Below are 16,823 nucleotides of genomic sequence, written 5' to 3' on the forward strand. Positions count from 1 at the left end.
TACATTTGTAATCTATAACTGAATATTACACTTGTAATCTCACGTTGTCAATCGTATTTAATGTTTGTAGAATCCTTTCCTATGCCCATTAACATAAATTTAGTCTATCATTTTCTCCTAATGAGACAAGAAAGCAGACCTTTCATAAATATTTTTTGTTACTAATATAGAATGGAGTCCCACCAACAAAACGCGAATTTCGTACGCTAAGGGATGAAGTGAACCCGAATAGTGGTACATGAAAAAAACACCTCCTGAATTCGCATACTAAGTATGCAAATTCATTGGAGGTGTTTTTCGTTTGAAGACAAGAGTTCATTACCCAGAAGAAACAAAGTGGAAAGTCATTGAAATGAAGAAAGACGGTTATTCAAATCGTGCAATTATGGAGAAACTCGGAATTAAAAATGTTTCCCAAATTAAGACATGGATGAAATGGTATCGTACAGATCAAACGTATCGTTTTCAACAACCTGTAGGAAAACAATATTCTTATGGAAAAGGACCAAAAGAGCTCAGTGAATTAGAACAGCTACGTTTAGAAAATAAACATCTAAAAACAAAATTACTTGTATGGGGAAAGTATCTGGAAATCGAAAGGGGCTGAAACCAGAAACTGTAGTTACTTTATGGACCAATTTAAAAACAAAACTAACGGTAAAAGAATTGTGTAATGTATTAGAATTACCCCGGTCTACATTTTATCGTTGGTTACAACGAACAGTGGACTTGAGAGATGAGATAGAAGAGAAAATAAAGGATGTTTGTCTTCGGCATAAATTACGATATGGATATCGAAGAGTGACCGCAACTCTTCGGAAAATGGGCTGTGTGTGAATCATAAAAAAGTATTACGAATCATGAGACGAAATCACATTCTTTCAAAAGTACGTCGAAAGAAAAAGAAATATATCAATGGTGCGGAACCAATGGTAGCCCCTCATCGATTGGAGCGTGAATTCGATGCATCCAGACCAAATGAAAAGTGGTTTACAGATGTGACGTATCTCTTATTTGGAGAACGTACCTTGTATTTATCAACGATCATGGATGCCTTTAATCGTGAAATTATTAGTTGTGTCATCAGCGAATCACAAACACTGACATTAGCGATGAAGACATTGAAACAAGCAATGAGAGGGCGAAGAGTAAAAGATGTCATTCTTCACTCGGATCAAGGAAGTATTTATACAGCAAAAGAATTTCAAGCGTATGCCAAAGAAAACGGCATGATCACCAGCATGTCCCGGAGAGGAAATTGCCATGATAATGCCGTCATGGAAAGCTTCTTTGGTCATTTGAAAAGTGAAGCTTTCTATTCACAAGAGATAACAAAAGTATCCAACACAACTGTGCGAAAGATTGTGCTAGAATACATTCATTACTACAATTGTGTGCGAATTCAAGAAAATTAAACCACCTATCCCCTAAAGAATTTAGGGAACAAGTGGTTTAGGTGTTTTGATAGGTGTCCCGTTTTCGGGGTTCACTTCAGGATAATCGGCTTTTTACTGTTAATTTGTTTGTAGTGGTCGAAGAGATTCCAAAGGTGCAATTTCTTTCTTATTAAATCGGTATTCTCCTAGGAAATTAATATGTTCCCACCCTAATAGAAAAATATGTTTTAATATCTCTTCATCAAATTTTTTCTTCAAAACTTTTATTGCTTCATTTAAATAAACCGTATTCCATACACTAATCGCATTAATTAAAAGGTTTAGTGCGCTACTTCTTTGAAGCTAATCTTGTAGCGCTCGTTCTCGTAATTCACCATGTTTTCCAAAGAAAATTACTCGAACTTCTGCTGGTTCTTTTTCTCTTGGTATCTCGGCTAAACCCCATGTTGGTTCAAACGATATTTTCTATCAAACCTTAACTCATAGCTACGCTTATCCCACTTTTTTATCTTTACTTTCTGATTTATGCAAGATAGATTCACCTTCAACATCTATATTTGGAAGAATCTTATCCAGCCATTTCGGCATATACCAAGCTGCTTTTCCCATCAATGTCATAACGGCAGGAACAATCGTCAGCCTAACCACAAAAGCATCAAATAGAACTCCAAATGCTAGACTCATCCCTATAGCCTTTACCATTGGGTCTGGCATAAGCATAAAGCCAAAAAATACAGCTATCATGATTAATCCTGCTGCAGCTACAACTTTTCCGCTGTCTCTCATCCCTGCAAGTATAGCTTCCTTTGGATTGCCTGTATGCGTGTAAACTTCCCGCATACGACTTGCAAGAAACACTTCATAGTCCATTGCTAACCCAAAAAGGATACCAATTGTAAGGATTGGCAAGAAGGCAAGAATTGCGCTAGAAGAAGGGAAACCAAATAAATCAAGAAGATTTCCATCTTGAATAACAAACACGGCAAATCCTAGTGTTGCAGCCAATGAAAGGAGGAAGCCTACTACTGCTTTTAAAGGAAGTAATAGGGATCTAAATACTAACACTAACAGGACGTATGCCAGTCCTACTACAAGCACTGCGAATATAGGTAATGCTGTATTTAGCTTTTCTGTTATATCTATATTGACCGCCGTTGTACCAGTAACTAATAACTCAATGTCATTTTCTTTTTTGGTTATATTCGACTTTTCTCGAATATGCTTCACAAGATTCTTTGTTTCTATATCATTTGGTCCCGTTTTTGGGGTCACAGTGATAATAAAAACGTCACCAGAAGAATTAGGGAAAGCTGGTGTTACACTCTTAACATTCTTTAGCTCACCAATTTCTTCTGTAATCTCCGCCATTGCTTTTTGTGTCTTTTGTGGGTCTTGTTTTTTACTATCTATTTTTGCTGCCACAACTAGAGAAGAGTGAACACCTTCCCCGTATGCTTCTGTCATGAGATCATATGCTTTTCTTTCCGTTGTATCTTTTGACATGGTATCCCCGTCATCGGGCAGTCCTAGGTTCATATGGAAAAATGGAAGACTAATGACAGCAAGTAATGCGATAGCCAGGAAAGACATAACTAACGGATGTTTTGTGACAAGCTTTCCCCATTTATTCGAAGGTACTTTGCCTTCTTTTGCACCTGTAATTTTTTTCAAGAATTTATTTCCTGTAGAGGGATGAAATCTATGCCCTACTATTCCTAGTAAAGCTGGAAGTACGATAATGGAAACCAATACAGCACTTAATATACTAATAGATGATACTGCTCCCATCTTGGTTAAAAAAGGAATCTTCATGACAGATAATCCAAGAAGTCCAATTATTACAGTGATTCCAGCAAAAACAACGGCACTCCCTGCAGTACCAGTTGCTATAGCAATAGATTCTTTAACGGAATGTCCTTCGCCAAGTTGTTGTCTAAATCGAGTCATAATAAATAAAGCATAATCAATTCCAACGGCTATTCCCAACATGATAGCCACTGAAAGCGAAAGATCCTGCAATTCAATAAAATTAGAGCCTATCATAACTACGAGCATTCCAGTTCCTAATCCTATAATAGCAGTGATAATAGGCATCCCAGCTGCTAGGAAAGATGTGAATGTAATCGCCAAAATTATAAAGGCAATAACTATTCCAATAGCCTCCGATTCACCATTTGATTCGACTACAGTAAATTTCACATCACCGGTTAACTCCGTTTGGATTCCCTCCTCACGAGTTTGTTCAATTTTGTTTAATACATTCTTCTTAGACGATTCCTTTATATCTTCAGCATCATTTTTATAATTGACAACAGCATACCCCATGGTATTATCTTTGGTTAAATTTTTAAGTTGCATAGGGGTTGCAATTGATTCAACATTTGAATCATCTTTTTTAATATCAGACAAAGTATCCGTAATCACTTTATTTACCTGTTCCGAATCTAATGTCTGATCTTTTGGGGCTTTAAAAACTATTTTAATTTGGGCACCAGCACTTTGAGATTCAGGGAATTCTTTTTCTAACAACTTGCTTGCCTTCTCAGCTGGTGTGCCTGGAATCGTTAACTCATCATTGAAAGAGGGACCTAAACTTCCAGCTAGTACCCCCAAGATGAATAAAATTCCTAAGGTACTAAAAACAATACTCTTCCCATGTTTTGCTGCCCAACCACCTAATTTGTAAAGATACTTTGCTATTTTAATCTCCTCCAACTTCGTTATTTACAATAGTAAGTACATGGTTTCAAATGACCTTTTTGCATACATTGACAGTAATCAAATTCCTTTTATAGAATAAGCATAGTCATTATCGAAACATTTGTATTAACATTAGCACTTACACATGTAAGTATAAAAGAGAGGGGTGGTTTTTCAAGCACTTTTAGATAAATAGAAGCTAAAACTAACAAAATGAAAGGATGTGTTAGCGCTGAGAAACTCACGTCAGGATGGTATATATTCCCAAGAATACATTACAGAAGCTTTGGGTCTGCTGCTGCAAGAAAAAAAATTGGAGGATATAACAGTTACGGAACTTTGCAAAAAAGCTGGAGTTGCAAGAGTTACATTTTACAAATACTATCGTACCATTTACGATGTGCTTAATGCCTCTATGCAAAAAGGTATCGACAAATTTTTAGAAGAAATTACTTATTTAGATTCTCATGATAGTCTTCAACTTTTTATAGAAGGTTTAATAAGTTTTATGGCCAATGAGCGTATCCTAATGAAAAACATAATAGATTCCAATATGTCTGGTCTTCTTCTTGATTATGTTAATTCCGCAATAAAATCTATATTTGAAACAGACAATCCGATCAGTAATAACATGAGCAAAGCTCAAGCATTATTTTTTATTGGTGGATTCTTTAATGTCTTCATTGATTGGATCAAAAGATCGTCAAGAGAGTCTCCTCAATCTTTAACTGAAAAAATATATGAGATGTTCCCAATAAAAAAAGAAATATAGAAAATTTCCCCTTCTACTAATCAGCCCCTTTTTGTGAGATAAAAATAGCTGCCAAAATGGCAGCTATAATCAAAGAAAGTCTTTCTTAAGGGTGTTGAAAATTTATTTAATGTTATTGGCATTCCCTTTCAAATTGAAAAATATCTTGATTTTTCGATTTTATCTCTCAATTGTTAAAAATTACTTAGCATTAGTTTTTTATGAATATTCAAAAAAGCCTATTTACTCTGAACGAGATGAAAACGATTGTTTTAGAGAAGATACCCCTCTTTAGTTCTGATGTAAAGATCATATAACTTTGAGATAAAGATTATTCTTATATAGTATAAGAATGTGTCTCATTTTGACCATAAGTAATAATGATTTAAAATTAAGGTATGAGATAAAGTTAATAAATAAATCGGAGGATGAAATGTATAAATTATTGATTGTTGAAGATGAAATAAATATAGCGGATACACTAAAAGAACATCTCGAAAAATATGGATATCATTGCCTCATTGTAGAAGATTTTCAAAAGGTATTAGAAATTTTTCAAGATTTCCAACCCCATCTCGTCATAATGGATGTTACCCTTCCTGCCTTTGATGGTTATTATTGGTCCCGTAAAATCAGACAAATATCGAATTGTCCCATTGTGATTCTTTCTGCTCGTATGAGTGAGACGGATCAAGTATATGGCATTGAAAATGGAGCTGATGATTTCATTACCAAACCTTTTTTATTAGGAGTCGTTCTTGCAAAAATTAATGGACAAATTCGTCGTATATATGGCGAATATGCCAGAAATGTACAGGAGAAAATTTTCAAAATAGGAAATACAATTTTAAACTTAGATACTGTACGATTATGCGCACCTAATCAGGAGGAGCTATTAACGATAAAAGAATTCCAGCTATGTACAATGTTCTTTGAATCATATCCTAATGTTGTAACAAGACAGCAACTCCTTACAGCCATTTGGGATGAGGAAGAATTTGTAGAGGAAAATACATTAACAGTAAATATTGCAAGATTACGAAAGAAATTAGAAGCCATTCATTCTACTTTAGAAATTAGAACTATTCGAGGAATTGGCTATCAATTAACGGAGAAACTCACATGAAGTTATTTTTAAAAGACCATTTGAGCTTTATTATTCTTTATATTATTACATTTATTAGCTTACCAATCGTTATTCATCGATTAGATGGTTTTGAAAATCATTATACCTATTTTATATTTCTAGCCTGCTCTCTATTAATCGTATTACTTTTTGGTCGTTATTTACGTCGTAAAAAAATGTATGCACATATTGGGAACAAGAACATCCATACGGACAGTTTCATGATTTATCAGCCAATTGCTCCATACGAGAAAGCATACGCAACTCAATTGCAATATATTCAATCCTTATTTTTATCAAAAGAAGAGGAGTATAAGAGTTCTTTACATAATCAGCAATTAATGATTTCTCATGCAGTTCATCAAATGAAAACGCCACTTTCTGTCATTCAACTGCTTATACAGTCCAATCAGTTTAAGGAACCAAATTCCCTTGCAGAGTGGCAAAAAGTAAAAGTTGAATGTGATAAACTGAACTTCTCTATAAATCAGTTACTAACGTATAGTCGCTCTACTAAATTATTAGCTGATTTAAAAATAGAACCAATTCTGTTAAAGCATGTCGTACAGGAAGTTATTAACGATTTAAGAGATTATTTTATTGAGGAAGAAATCTTTCCTAAAAGCACCATACCGGAGCATATATTGCTTTATTCAGATCGTAAATGGCTAAAAGTTGTGGTTTACCAGTTATTAAGTAACGCTGTTAAATATGGCGAAAAACACTCTTCTATTATGATTCATTATGAAAATGGACAGTTATTCATTCAAAATAAAGGAGAAACGATACCTGAAAGTGAAATAAAACGTGTTTTTGAATTATTTTACACAGGAACGAAAGGACGTACAAAAGGGGAAGCAACTGGTATCGGTCTTTATTTAGTAAATAGGATCCTCACTACATTAAATCATCCATACCACCTACATTCTAAAGGTAATGAAACAACATTTACAATAGATTTCTCAAGAAGTATAGAAACGGCTACCAAATAAGGTAGCCGTTTTGAATGTGACAATTTTGTCATCTTGCTGTCACATTGAGAGATGTTAAGAAGTTACAAGCATATTTATACTAAAATACTGAAAGATACAAAGGAGTGAAATATTAATGTTAAACACAATCTTAAATGTAAAGAATCTTCAAAAGGACTATACAGGGGAAATTATTTATAAAGCATTAAAAGGGATTGATTTTCATTTAGAAAAGAATGAGTTTGTTGCCGTAATGGGTCCTTCCGGTAGCGGTAAAACAACATTCCTTAACTGCATTTCCACAATCGATCCTCCAACTAAAGGATTAGTTACAATTAATTCGAAAAATCCTTATGAATTAAATGATACTGAACTAGCAAAGTTTCGTCGTACAGAATTAGGGTTTGTTTTTCAAGATTTTAACCTTGTTCATACTTTAACAGTAGAGGAAAATATTTTATTACCTTTGGTACTTGATTCTGTAGAAGCTAAGGAAATGAGCAAACGTTTAGAGAAAGTTGCAATTTTTTTAGGTATTAAAGAAATTTTAAAGAAACGTACATTTGAAATTTCAGGAGGACAAAAACAACGTGTGGCAATTGCGCGAGCTGTTATTCATGAACCTGGATTATTATTAGCCGATGAACCAACTGGAAACCTAGATTCTAAAGCGGTAAATGATGTTATGACTTTGTTTGAGTCAATTAACAAGACCTTTAACACAGCTATTTTAATGGTGACACATGATGCCTATGTTGCTAGTTTTGCACATCGCGTAATCTTTATAAAAGACGGTATTCTTTATAATGAGGTGCATCGAGGCAATAATAAACAGAAGTTTTATCAAGAAATTATGGACACACTTACATTTTTAGGTGGTGGACAGCATGAGTTTTAATCATATTGTCCTTCAAAACATCTTGCGCGATAAATGGACATATATTTCCTATTTTTTAAGCAGTGTATTTTCCATTTTGATATTTTTCTTATTTTCGATTGTAGCATTCCATCCAATGCTGGCGATCATTCAAACAGGAAGCACACTTAGCCTTGTAATGATACTTACGAGCTGTATTGTGTATATTTTTTCATTCGCTTTCATCATTTATTCGATGTTTTCGTTTTTGAAAAAGAAAACGAAAAGCCTTGGCATTTTTATGATTACTGGAGCATCTATGAAGCAAGTGCGTAAGATGGTGTTCAGAGAAAATATGCTTATTGCTGGTGTAGCAATTCTAACAGCGATTGTGCTTGGGCTTGTAATCGCCCCTTTGTTTTTAATGGTCACCAAAAGGGTGTTACAAGCGAGTAGCTTTGGTATGTATATACCAATGCAAGCTATCGCATTAACGATTTTTCTATTTGCAATTTTATTCTTTATCGTTTCTAAATTTATAACACGTTTTATTAACAAAGAAGAAGCTGTTCATCTGTTAAAAGCAGATGTAACACAGGAAAAGTTAATAGCGCCTGCACCATGGAAGTTGTTACTATCCGTAATTACGAGCGTATTCTTAGCACTATCGCTCATATTAGAAATGAATTGGGTTGAATCATCTGGAACGATCCATTACATTTTACTATTTGTTAGTTCGCTATTAGCCATTTATTTTATTATCACGCAGGGAATGTTTTTATCGATTCGTGTATTACAAAAACGACCGTCGTATTACCAAAAAACAAATATGCTTTACGTTTCGAACATAAAGGCCAAAGGACACTCACATTCCTATCTTATCTATTTATTAACAGTTTTGTTGCTAGGTGTGTTTGTATGTACAAATGTACTGTACAGTTCCTATTACAATATAGATACGAGAGTAGAATCAATAGAGCCGTACAGCTTTGAATATATCTCACTCTCAGGAAATGCAACGGAAGTTGAAAAGGATGATATTTCATTTATTGAAAATTCATTAGCAAAACACGGTAAATACGATGCATATCATTCAGCATTTAAAACAGATAAAGATCATAATATCGGTTTTATGTCGGTTTCAAATTATAATGCACTTGGCTTTCATAAGGAAATTTCACTAAAGGATGATGAGTACTATGTTGCAGCAGGAAATAACTATGCTCTTCCAAGTACAGAATTTATTCGTGACTACCCGTTTGGAAAACTTAAATATGCGGGCCTTGAGAAACGAAATATTTTAACTTCAGGTTTTAAAAAGATGTACTATATCGTCCCAGATGCTGTTTATGAAACGATTGACTATCCTGTATTTAAAGTATTTGCTTATGAAATTGATAATTGGACAGAAAAGCTCGACTTGTCTGAAACGATTCTTTCCAAAATTTCAACAATACCAAATGAGCGCCTAATTTCTTCTAAAATTAATTTTTACGAGACTGAAAAAACTACAGTGAGCCTCCTATTCTTTATCGGTTTCATGTTGAGCCTTATCTTTTTGAGCGCGGCAATGAGTATTCTTTATTTCTATCTGCAAACGTCATTTGAAGGCGAAAAAGAAAAATATGCAGGAATCAGAAAACTTGGCTTTTCTACGAAAGAATTAGTTACTGTGGTGACTAAGGAGTTGGCAACTTTAATTTTTATCCCGTTTGCACTTGCATCTATTCTTCTATGTGGAATAACGATTGGAATGCGTAACCATTTTTCATCAGCATTTTATGGAGTCACAGCAATAGGTGTAGGAATATTTTTATTGCTATTTGTTATAAGCTTTTTCATCATACGACGAAACTATTTGAAAAAACTAATGAATTAACAATACATGTATTTAATGTTTTAGATACTTCATCTAAAAATAATATAGCAAGTTTACCCAAAGTTTTACTATTCGAGAGGTTCTATTTTTTATAAAAGAACCTCTTGGACAAAAAATTTATACTTTTTTATGAAAGTATATTGTGTATGTAAGAAAACAAAACTGTGTTTTCAAAAGATTAATAGTATCTGAGTAACATGTAAAGTGGAGGTTTTATATATTATGAGGTTAAATGCTTTTCAATTAAAGATTTTTGCAATGATCCTTATGGTCATTGACCACGTGTATACTTACATTCCGGGTATACCAATGTGGATGCATCATCCAGGACGTATTGTAGCGCCAATTTTCTTCTATTTTGTAGTGGAAGGATTCTTCTATACACGAAATCGTACAAAGTATGCTACACGTGTATTTATGTGGGCAGCGATTATGTTTGCAGGTTCAGCGCTAATTCAGTACTTGTTCCCAAGGGAAGGTGGACTTCACAATAATATTTTCTTGTCACTTGGAATGAGTATTGTTTTACTTTGTACGATTGATTATACGAAACGTACAAAAAACTATTTACTAGGAATTCCAGCTACCATTATTGCGGCTATATTAGGACTGTTTACAGAAGCAAGTGATATTGGCGTCATTATGACATTAATCTTCTATTTCTTTAGAGAGAAGAAAATGTGGTTAATTATCACATATGTATTACTTTCATTAATAGAGGTACCAACATCACTTATGTCTGGAGAAATTTTTACGGAAATGGGTTTATTTGGTTTTAACAACCAATGGATGATGATATTTGCTTTACCATTCTTCTTCTTATACAGTGGAGAACGTGGTGTAAATAATTCATTAACAAAATATATGTTTTATATTTTCTATCCGGTCCACTTATGGATTATCTATACAATTGGATATTTTGTGAGTAAATAAAGAGAAAGCTTTGCATATTATGCAAAGCTTTCTCTTTTATTATAGTATCCTTATTTTACTAGGAACTTATCCCCCTGACAAAAACACAACTATGTATACAAACCATTTTCATCCTATTCGTATATAAAATCCCAGTATTTTTCAAGTTTCTAAATGAAGTTGTAGGGAATGCATCTTACGGGAAGTTTTTAGTACATTCAAATTTTGCTTAGCGTACGAAATTCGCGGTTTGTTGGTGGGACCCCATGCCCACATCGCCATCAAGCTAAAATTTTATAGCACCCCCAGAACAAAATTTTGTACTATCTTGTAACAAAATGCTCATTTTTTCGTTTTGAGGTATTTGCGTTTCTTAGTCTGATAGTGATGGGGTGGGCCCCCACACAGTACGATTTTATTTCAAAAACACAACGATTTTACTACACACTTTTTATTTATCCCACACTCTCATCTGCTAGTATCACTATTTTTCATTACTAATGTTGCCGTTTCACTCGGATGGCTAAGAGGAAAATGATGGCCATATGGAACAAAATCAACCTTACCAAGATACGATGGAGCAGAATAACCTCTGTCATAATCCCCCCAAATAATGTGAAGATTATACTTTGTTACTTCCTTGAAATCACCTTGATCTTTTTTCAGTAGTAAACTGTTAAGCTGAACCGTAGTATTTAAAATTCTAGGAGAAGTAAAACTGTTACTTACTTTTTCGATATAATGTTCAGGGATGCTCTCCATACTTTCAAACAAACCATTACTTAATAAATATCGCTCTATGAAATTAGTAGTTGCCAGTTTTAATGTCCATTTGTTCATAAATTGAGGAACATTTAGCGATTTAGCATTTTTTTTAACTACAGGTGGCTGAAGTAAAGTGATTGCATACTTCTTATCTATGTACTCTTGTACCAATGCTTCCAGAAGAATAAATGCACCGAATGAATGACCAATTAGATGTGCACCATTCGTAGCTTTCTCCAATAACTTTTTCACTACATTCAAATAGATATTTAGAAGATTTTTATCTCGTTTAAAAGGAGAACGCCCCAAACCTGGAAGATCCAAGATCCATACAGGTTGACCAGTTTTTTCATGAAGCTCTTGTGCTAAAGGAAATAAATCCTCTCCATCACTCAATAAACCATGTAATAAAATAAACGGTTTACCCTCTCCTTGTAATTGGTAAAGGGTATTGTTATCGCATAATGTTCGTTTAAATACATGATTATGCTGGCCATTTTGATACATCATTCGATAATCCAGATCAGCTACTACGGCAGGGAAAAATTTCATTACACTCGTCTTCCTAAACCAATCTCCTCCCATAATTTTTTTCGCTGAAACATTTGAAAATTTTCGTTTTGTAATAAAATTCAGTCCATCAGAAGGAATTTTTGTTATTTTACTTACTCCACTATTCATAATTGTTTTCATAAGCGGCATTGGAACCGAGATTTTTGGTGCCCTCATATTCATACTTTCCGACATAATACTTAATAACTCAGCCATGTTCTGATCGTGCTGTTTGTCTTCAACAAGTGTATATGTTTGAATAGTCGGTTGCTCCAACCTGAAAACCTGCACAATAAACTTCGCAAACTCATCGTTTGAAATAAGTGGTAACCTATATCCCTTACCTCCAGGAATCACTGGCATGAGCCCTCTTCGCATACTCATCACAAGCAAACCTAATCCTGCTATCTGCTCTGTACTCCCTGTTTTGCTACTACCGACTACAGTTGGTGGATTAATTACAGAAAGCGGATAACCTACTGCTGATGCCTGCTGACGGATATAAAGATCTGCTAAAAATTTTGTTCTCTCATATGGATTTTTTATTTTCAAATAACTGTTTCCTTCTTTAAACACATCAATTGCAATCTTGCTATTTTTATCATCAAAGGGACTCATATAACCTACAACATGAATAAATTGTTGCAAGCCCTTCAATTGATGAATACTTTTAGCTAATTCACTAATATGTTTGGCGCCATTTAAAAATACGGAAGCTGCCTCTTTACTTGTCGCTTGAATATCCATGGGGCCTCCTGCGTGAATAATCACATCCGTTTTCAATACCCTCTCCTTATCTTCAGCACTTAGACCTAAATCTATTTTCGTCAAATCACCTTCAATAAAGTGCATAACTTCCTTTTTTAAGATGCCTCTTTCTTGAAAAAGGCGTATTGCTTTACTTTTCGACCTCACTAAAAGAAGAATTTTCACATCCTCTTTGGCTAATTCTTTCACTAATTGCTTTCCAATAAAGCCTGTTCCACCAGTTAAAAATACTGTTCTCATATAAAATCCCCTTTTTTAGTACTAATCAGTACTAATTTGATGTAAAAAAAATGCTTCTTTTATCGAAGCAATTTTAAAAAATGATCTGCTGTTTTCGTGATTACAGTTGCATCCTTCAATGTTTCTGAAATAAATAACGCTCCTTCAAGATTTGTAATAAAAAGTGATGCAACCTCATCAATATGAATCGTATTTCTGAATTCTCCATTCTCTACCCCTTGTTTAAGTAATAGAGAAACTTTCTTTTGTAATCCTGTAAAAAAAAGACCTATTTTTTCTTTTATTTGCGTGGCCTGTTTAGGACTTTGAATATAAAGAGTAATAAATGGACAGCTCCCCTTATACTCTCTCGACTGAACTCCTTGTGATAATTGCTTTAAAAACAGTTGGATACGATCTTCAACTAAAAATTGGTTCTGAGAAAGTACGTCATCAATTGCAGATTGATACATTTCAACCCAATAATCAACGACCCCTTCTAATAATACTTCCTTATTAGAAAAGTGATAATACACATTAGACTTTGAAACTTTGCTTACACGTACTAATTCATCCATACTTGTATAAGCAAACCCTTTTTCTAAAAATAATGTTGCAGCTACTTCAATCACACGTCTTTGATTCATTAATTTTACCTTTGTCATAACTAGAACTATATAGTACTAATTTAAATATTGCAAGTATTTATGTTAATTTAGAAAAAATTTTGATTAAAAAAGTTCCACTAACATTGATTTTACTGCAAAAAAATCTTATTTTGAATAAAGTTGAACTGAACCCCGAAATTGTTAATTCACTATCGTCTAATAGAGGTCACCATACATGCTCATCAACTTAAGAAAAAGAAATGCCCCCAAAACGAAAAAATGAGCGGCTTCTCAAAATAGCTATCTGTAGAGAAAGAAAATTTAAATTTAGGGGGATATGAAAATATTAGCTTGATGGATATGGAGTAGTGCACCTATAAACAAAACCCTCCAGAAACATCTAAAATCTGCCCTGTTATCCAGCGGCTATCAGCAGAAGCAAAGAATGCTACTGCATCTGCAATATCTTCAACTTGCCCTATTCGTTCGAACACAGATGAATTCGTAGCAAAACTTCGTATTTCCGGATCATCTAGCAATTTTGCATTAATATCTGTCTTCGTATATCCAGGCATAATTGTATTCACTGTTATACCTCTTTCTCCGAGATGTTTAGCTAGAGGAAGTGTCATCGTATTTAATGCACCTTTACTTAAGCCGTATGCAATTGAGCCTGTAAAACCAAGTCGTACTTCAGCTGATGAAATGTTAATAATACGCCCCTCTGCTCGTAGTAACGGCAATGTTTGCTGAATTAAGAAGAACGGTGCCTTAATATTTACAGACATAATTTCATCAAAAACTTCTTCTGTCGTATTTTCAATCGTCCCTTGTGTACCTATCCCTGCGTTGTTTACTAAAATATCAATCTCTGATGTACTAACTTTTATTTGTAATTCATTCTTTAACTGTTCTACTAGCTTTTTGACACCATCAATTGAATTGAGTTCAGCTTCAATTAAGAACGCTTTTCCTCCACTAGATTCAATATCACTAATCGTTTCATCTGCAGCTGCCTTATTTCGGCCGTAGTGAATCGCAACTAATGCACCATCGTTTGCCAATCTCCTCGCAATCGCACGACCAATACCACGACTCGCCCCTGTTACTAACGCTACTTTCCCATCAAGATTCTTCATTTTTTCCATCCTTCCTAAATTTCTATTCGATAAATCCTATACTTATATTTTTATTCAAACACCAATAATTTTAAATATAGATTTATAGGTAATTCAGTCCGTTCACTTATAATATTATAGTTATAATTTGTTATTTACTTAAAAAAATAAAATAAGGAGGCTACACAATGCCAAACGCAGTAAAATTGGATGAAATCGATCATAAAATTATGAACTTGTTGTATGAAAATGCGAGAATTTCTGTTTCAGAAATAGGACGAATTATATCCATGACGCAACCTGCTGTAAAAGAACGTATTAACAAGCTTGAAGATCAAGGAGTTATAGCGGCTTATCGAACGAAATTTGAGCCTGCAAAAATTAATAAAAACATTCAAGCATTCATCATGTTTAAAACGAGCCAATGCTCTGATTTTATTCAATTTTGTAATGCCGCTCCTGAAGTAACAGATTTATATCGAATTAGTGGGGAGTTTAATTATATGATGAAGGTCATGAGCGATTCGATGGATTCTCTCGCTGCATTTTTAGACTCTTTAATGCAATTTGGCTTGTCATCTCCTTTAATTATTTTAAAGAGTGAGTTTGAGGAGAAATTGTCGTTCTAATAAAGGGATACGTATTATCCTCCGCTAACAGTACAAGCTTTTCCTTTATGAGAAAATCCAACAAAATCAATGATTAGTAACCAAAAAAAGAACATTGATTTTCAATGTTCTTTTTTATACCTCTACTTATTAATTAGATTGCTCTGCGAAAAGAGCACCTTAATCCCCTTATTATCCCTGATTCCTCTGCGCCTCTCTAAACTCCGCCTTCACCTTCTCTAACAACCCTTCTTCCGTAATTAATCGATATGCCGTATTCGCTAATGCTTTTGCCGATGTAATTAATGCTTTATCTCCAAGTTCTGAACGTGCTGCTTCTCTAAATTCATTCGTATGTGCAATTAAATCATCTGGTCCGATTTTAATGTACGGATGAATTGTCGGTACGACTTGACTTACGTTTCCTGCGTCGGTTGAACCAATCCCTACTCTTTCTTTACGATTTACATCTTCACCTAATAGTTCTAGTTCTTCCGCTACGATATCGTTATATGTTTTTGTTACGAGTAATTCATCGATTTCATTTTGGAATTGATGGATTTTTACTTTTGCACCTGTTGCTAACGCTGCTCCCTGTGCAATGTTTCTTACTTTTTCTGTTACTTCCGCGCATCTTTTTCGCGTTGCTGCACGGATGAAGAATCTTGCTGCAGCGTAGTCAGGAATAATATTAGGTGCTTTTCCGCCCTCTGTAATGACCCCATGAATTCTCACGTCTGACGGAAGTTGTTGGCGAAGTGCGTTAATACCGTTATAGAGCTGAATAACCGCATCTAATGCGTTAATCCCTTCTTCTGGCGAAGCTGCAGCATGAGCTGTTTTTCCATAAAAATGAAAATCAAGTGGATCGACTGCTAATGAAGGACTCGTTGTCGCTGTCTTTCCGCTCGGATGAATCATAAGCGCCGCATCAATGTCTTTAAATAAACCTGCCTTTACATAACTTGATTTCGCGCTACCATTTGGCCCGCCTTCTTCTGCTGGCGTACCAAACACGACAACTTCCCCGCCAATTTCTTCAAGCGTTGCTGATAATGCGATTGCTGCTGCAACGCTAATTGTGCCAATTAAATTGTGACCACACGCATGACCTAGTCCTGGTAAAGCGTCGTACTCCGCTAAAAATGCGATTGCAGGTCCTTGTTTTCCAGAGCTTTTTCGCGCGATAAATCCCGTTTCATGTCCAGCTATATTGTGCTGCAACTGAAATCCTGCACTGCCTAGCAATAAACTTAACGTTCTAGATGCATAAAACTCTTGGTTACCAATTTCCGGATTCGCATGAATATCATGACTTGTTTCTATGTACTTTTCCTTATTTCTTTCGATACTCTCTTCAATTGTTTTTCTTTGTGACGCTACTCCTGTCGCTCCCATTTTTCTTCCTCCTTTTATTTTCACATAAAAAAGCCTCTTTCTAAAAGATAGAAAGAGGCTTCTGTATATACAGTCAAAATGAGCTTCTTTCTTATCTTTCAAGTTACCTTGCTGGAATTGGCACAGTATTCATAACGAATCCGCTGCCGAGGTATCATAGGGCCAGTCCCTCCACCTCTCGTGATAAGAATTTTC

12 protein-coding genes, 2 pseudogenes and 1 riboswitch are annotated in these 16,823 nt (G+C 34.7%); of the genes and pseudogenes, 8 read left to right on the top strand and 6 right to left on the bottom strand.

Features of this window, described 5'->3' with window-relative positions; all coding sequences use genetic code 11:
- Window positions 1–301: 301 nt before the first annotated feature.
- A pseudogene (locus MKY21_RS15900) lies at window positions 302–1,456 on the top strand (IS3 family transposase).
- A gap of 58 nt (window positions 1,457–1,514) precedes the next feature.
- Here MKY21_RS15900 and MKY21_RS15905 read toward each other — a convergent pair.
- Window positions 1,515–1,805: pseudogene (locus tag MKY21_RS15905) on the bottom strand (Tn3 family transposase); the annotation flags it as partial.
- 84 nt (window positions 1,806–1,889) lie between these two features.
- On the bottom strand, window positions 1,890–4,097 hold the full coding sequence (locus MKY21_RS15910; RefSeq protein WP_064774787.1) for an MMPL family transporter: 2,208 nt from the start codon (window positions 4,095–4,097) through the stop codon (window positions 1,890–1,892).
- 223 nt (window positions 4,098–4,320) lie between these two features.
- On the opposite strand from MKY21_RS15910, the gene MKY21_RS15915 reads away from it, so the two are divergent.
- From MKY21_RS15915 to MKY21_RS15940, 6 genes are all read left to right on the top strand, one after another.
- Window positions 4,321–4,869, top strand: a complete 549-nt coding sequence (locus MKY21_RS15915) for a TetR/AcrR family transcriptional regulator (RefSeq protein WP_001986429.1) — start codon at window positions 4,321–4,323, stop codon at window positions 4,867–4,869.
- Window positions 4,870–5,281: 412 nt separating this feature from the next.
- The gene (locus MKY21_RS15920) at window positions 5,282–5,974 is read left to right on the top strand and encodes a response regulator transcription factor (RefSeq protein WP_000277459.1); all 693 of its coding nucleotides are present in this window, start codon (window positions 5,282–5,284) and stop codon (window positions 5,972–5,974) included.
- The gene (locus MKY21_RS15925) at window positions 5,971–6,966 is read left to right on the top strand and encodes a sensor histidine kinase (RefSeq protein WP_341076812.1); all 996 of its coding nucleotides are present in this window, start codon (window positions 5,971–5,973) and stop codon (window positions 6,964–6,966) included. Before MKY21_RS15920 ends, MKY21_RS15925 begins: the two co-directional genes overlap by 4 nt.
- A gap of 115 nt (window positions 6,967–7,081) precedes the next feature.
- Complete coding sequence (locus tag MKY21_RS15930; RefSeq protein ID WP_000935297.1) at window positions 7,082–7,843, top strand: ABC transporter ATP-binding protein; 762 nt, start codon at window positions 7,082–7,084, stop codon at window positions 7,841–7,843.
- The gene (locus MKY21_RS15935) at window positions 7,833–9,680 is read left to right on the top strand and encodes an ABC transporter permease (RefSeq protein ID WP_341076813.1); all 1,848 of its coding nucleotides are present in this window, start codon (window positions 7,833–7,835) and stop codon (window positions 9,678–9,680) included. Before MKY21_RS15930 ends, MKY21_RS15935 begins: the two co-directional genes overlap by 11 nt.
- A 222-nt stretch (window positions 9,681–9,902) precedes the next feature.
- Window positions 9,903–10,613 carry a TraX family protein gene (locus MKY21_RS15940; protein WP_001238740.1) on the top strand — a complete coding sequence of 237 codons (711 nt, stop codon included), beginning with the start codon at window positions 9,903–9,905 and terminating at the stop codon, window positions 10,611–10,613.
- A 447-nt stretch (window positions 10,614–11,060) separates the two neighbouring features.
- Here MKY21_RS15940 and MKY21_RS15945 read toward each other — a convergent pair whose 3' ends face one another.
- From MKY21_RS15945 to MKY21_RS15955, 3 genes are all read right to left on the bottom strand, one after another.
- Window positions 11,061–12,917, bottom strand: coding sequence for an alpha/beta fold hydrolase (locus MKY21_RS15945; protein WP_047386514.1), 1,857 nt, complete (start codon window positions 12,915–12,917; stop codon window positions 11,061–11,063).
- Window positions 12,918–12,976: 59 nt separating this feature from the next.
- Window positions 12,977–13,543, bottom strand: coding sequence for a TetR/AcrR family transcriptional regulator (locus tag MKY21_RS15950; RefSeq protein WP_341076815.1), 567 nt, complete (start codon window positions 13,541–13,543; stop codon window positions 12,977–12,979).
- 335 nt (window positions 13,544–13,878) lie between these two features.
- A complete protein-coding gene (locus tag MKY21_RS15955) occupies window positions 13,879–14,643 on the bottom strand; it encodes an SDR family oxidoreductase (protein WP_000792678.1) in 765 nt (254 codons plus the stop codon).
- Window positions 14,644–14,810: 167 nt separating this feature from the next.
- On the opposite strand from MKY21_RS15955, the gene MKY21_RS15960 reads away from it, so the two are divergent.
- Entirely contained in the window at window positions 14,811–15,251 is a 441-nt protein-coding gene (locus MKY21_RS15960; protein ID WP_001132318.1) for an Lrp/AsnC family transcriptional regulator, read from the top strand.
- Between the two features lie 171 nt (window positions 15,252–15,422).
- Here MKY21_RS15960 and MKY21_RS15965 read toward each other — a convergent pair whose 3' ends face one another.
- Window positions 15,423–16,628 (bottom strand): M20 family metallopeptidase, encoded by a 1,206-nt coding sequence (locus MKY21_RS15965; protein ID WP_341076820.1) that lies wholly within the window; start codon window positions 16,626–16,628, stop codon window positions 15,423–15,425.
- Between the two features lie 88 nt (window positions 16,629–16,716).
- A riboswitch (SAM riboswitch) is annotated at window positions 16,717–16,818 on the bottom strand.
- Between the last annotated feature and the right edge of the window lie 5 nt (window positions 16,819–16,823).

The organism is Bacillus sp. FSL R9-9497, assembly GCF_038005805.1.
Classification (GTDB): Bacteria; Bacillota; Bacilli; order Bacillales; family Bacillaceae_G; genus Bacillus_A; species Bacillus_A cereus.

Excerpts from the sequence above, each read along its gene's own strand:
- MKY21_RS15920 (WP_000277459.1), top strand. The coding sequence starts at position 5,282 with ATGTATAAATTATTGATTGTTGAAGATGAAATAAATATAGCGGATACA.
- MKY21_RS15925 (WP_341076812.1), top strand. The coding sequence starts at position 5,971 with ATGAAGTTATTTTTAAAAGACCATTTGAGCTTTATTATTCTTTATATT.
- MKY21_RS15930 (WP_000935297.1), top strand. The coding sequence starts at position 7,082 with ATGTTAAACACAATCTTAAATGTAAAGAATCTTCAAAAGGACTATACA.
- MKY21_RS15935 (WP_341076813.1), top strand. The coding sequence starts at position 7,833 with ATGAGTTTTAATCATATTGTCCTTCAAAACATCTTGCGCGATAAATGG.
- MKY21_RS15940 (WP_001238740.1), top strand. The coding sequence starts at position 9,903 with ATGAGGTTAAATGCTTTTCAATTAAAGATTTTTGCAATGATCCTTATG.
- MKY21_RS15945 (WP_047386514.1), bottom strand. The coding sequence starts at position 12,917 with ATGAGAACAGTATTTTTAACTGGTGGAACAGGCTTTATTGGAAAGCAA.
- MKY21_RS15950 (WP_341076815.1), bottom strand. The coding sequence starts at position 13,543 with ATGAATCAAAGACGTGTGATTGAAGTAGCTGCAACATTATTTTTAGAA.
- MKY21_RS15955 (WP_000792678.1), bottom strand. The coding sequence starts at position 14,643 with ATGAAGAATCTTGATGGGAAAGTAGCGTTAGTAACAGGGGCGAGTCGT.
- MKY21_RS15960 (WP_001132318.1), top strand. The coding sequence starts at position 14,811 with ATGCCAAACGCAGTAAAATTGGATGAAATCGATCATAAAATTATGAAC.
- MKY21_RS15965 (WP_341076820.1), bottom strand. The coding sequence starts at position 16,628 with ATGGGAGCGACAGGAGTAGCGTCACAAAGAAAAACAATTGAAGAGAGT.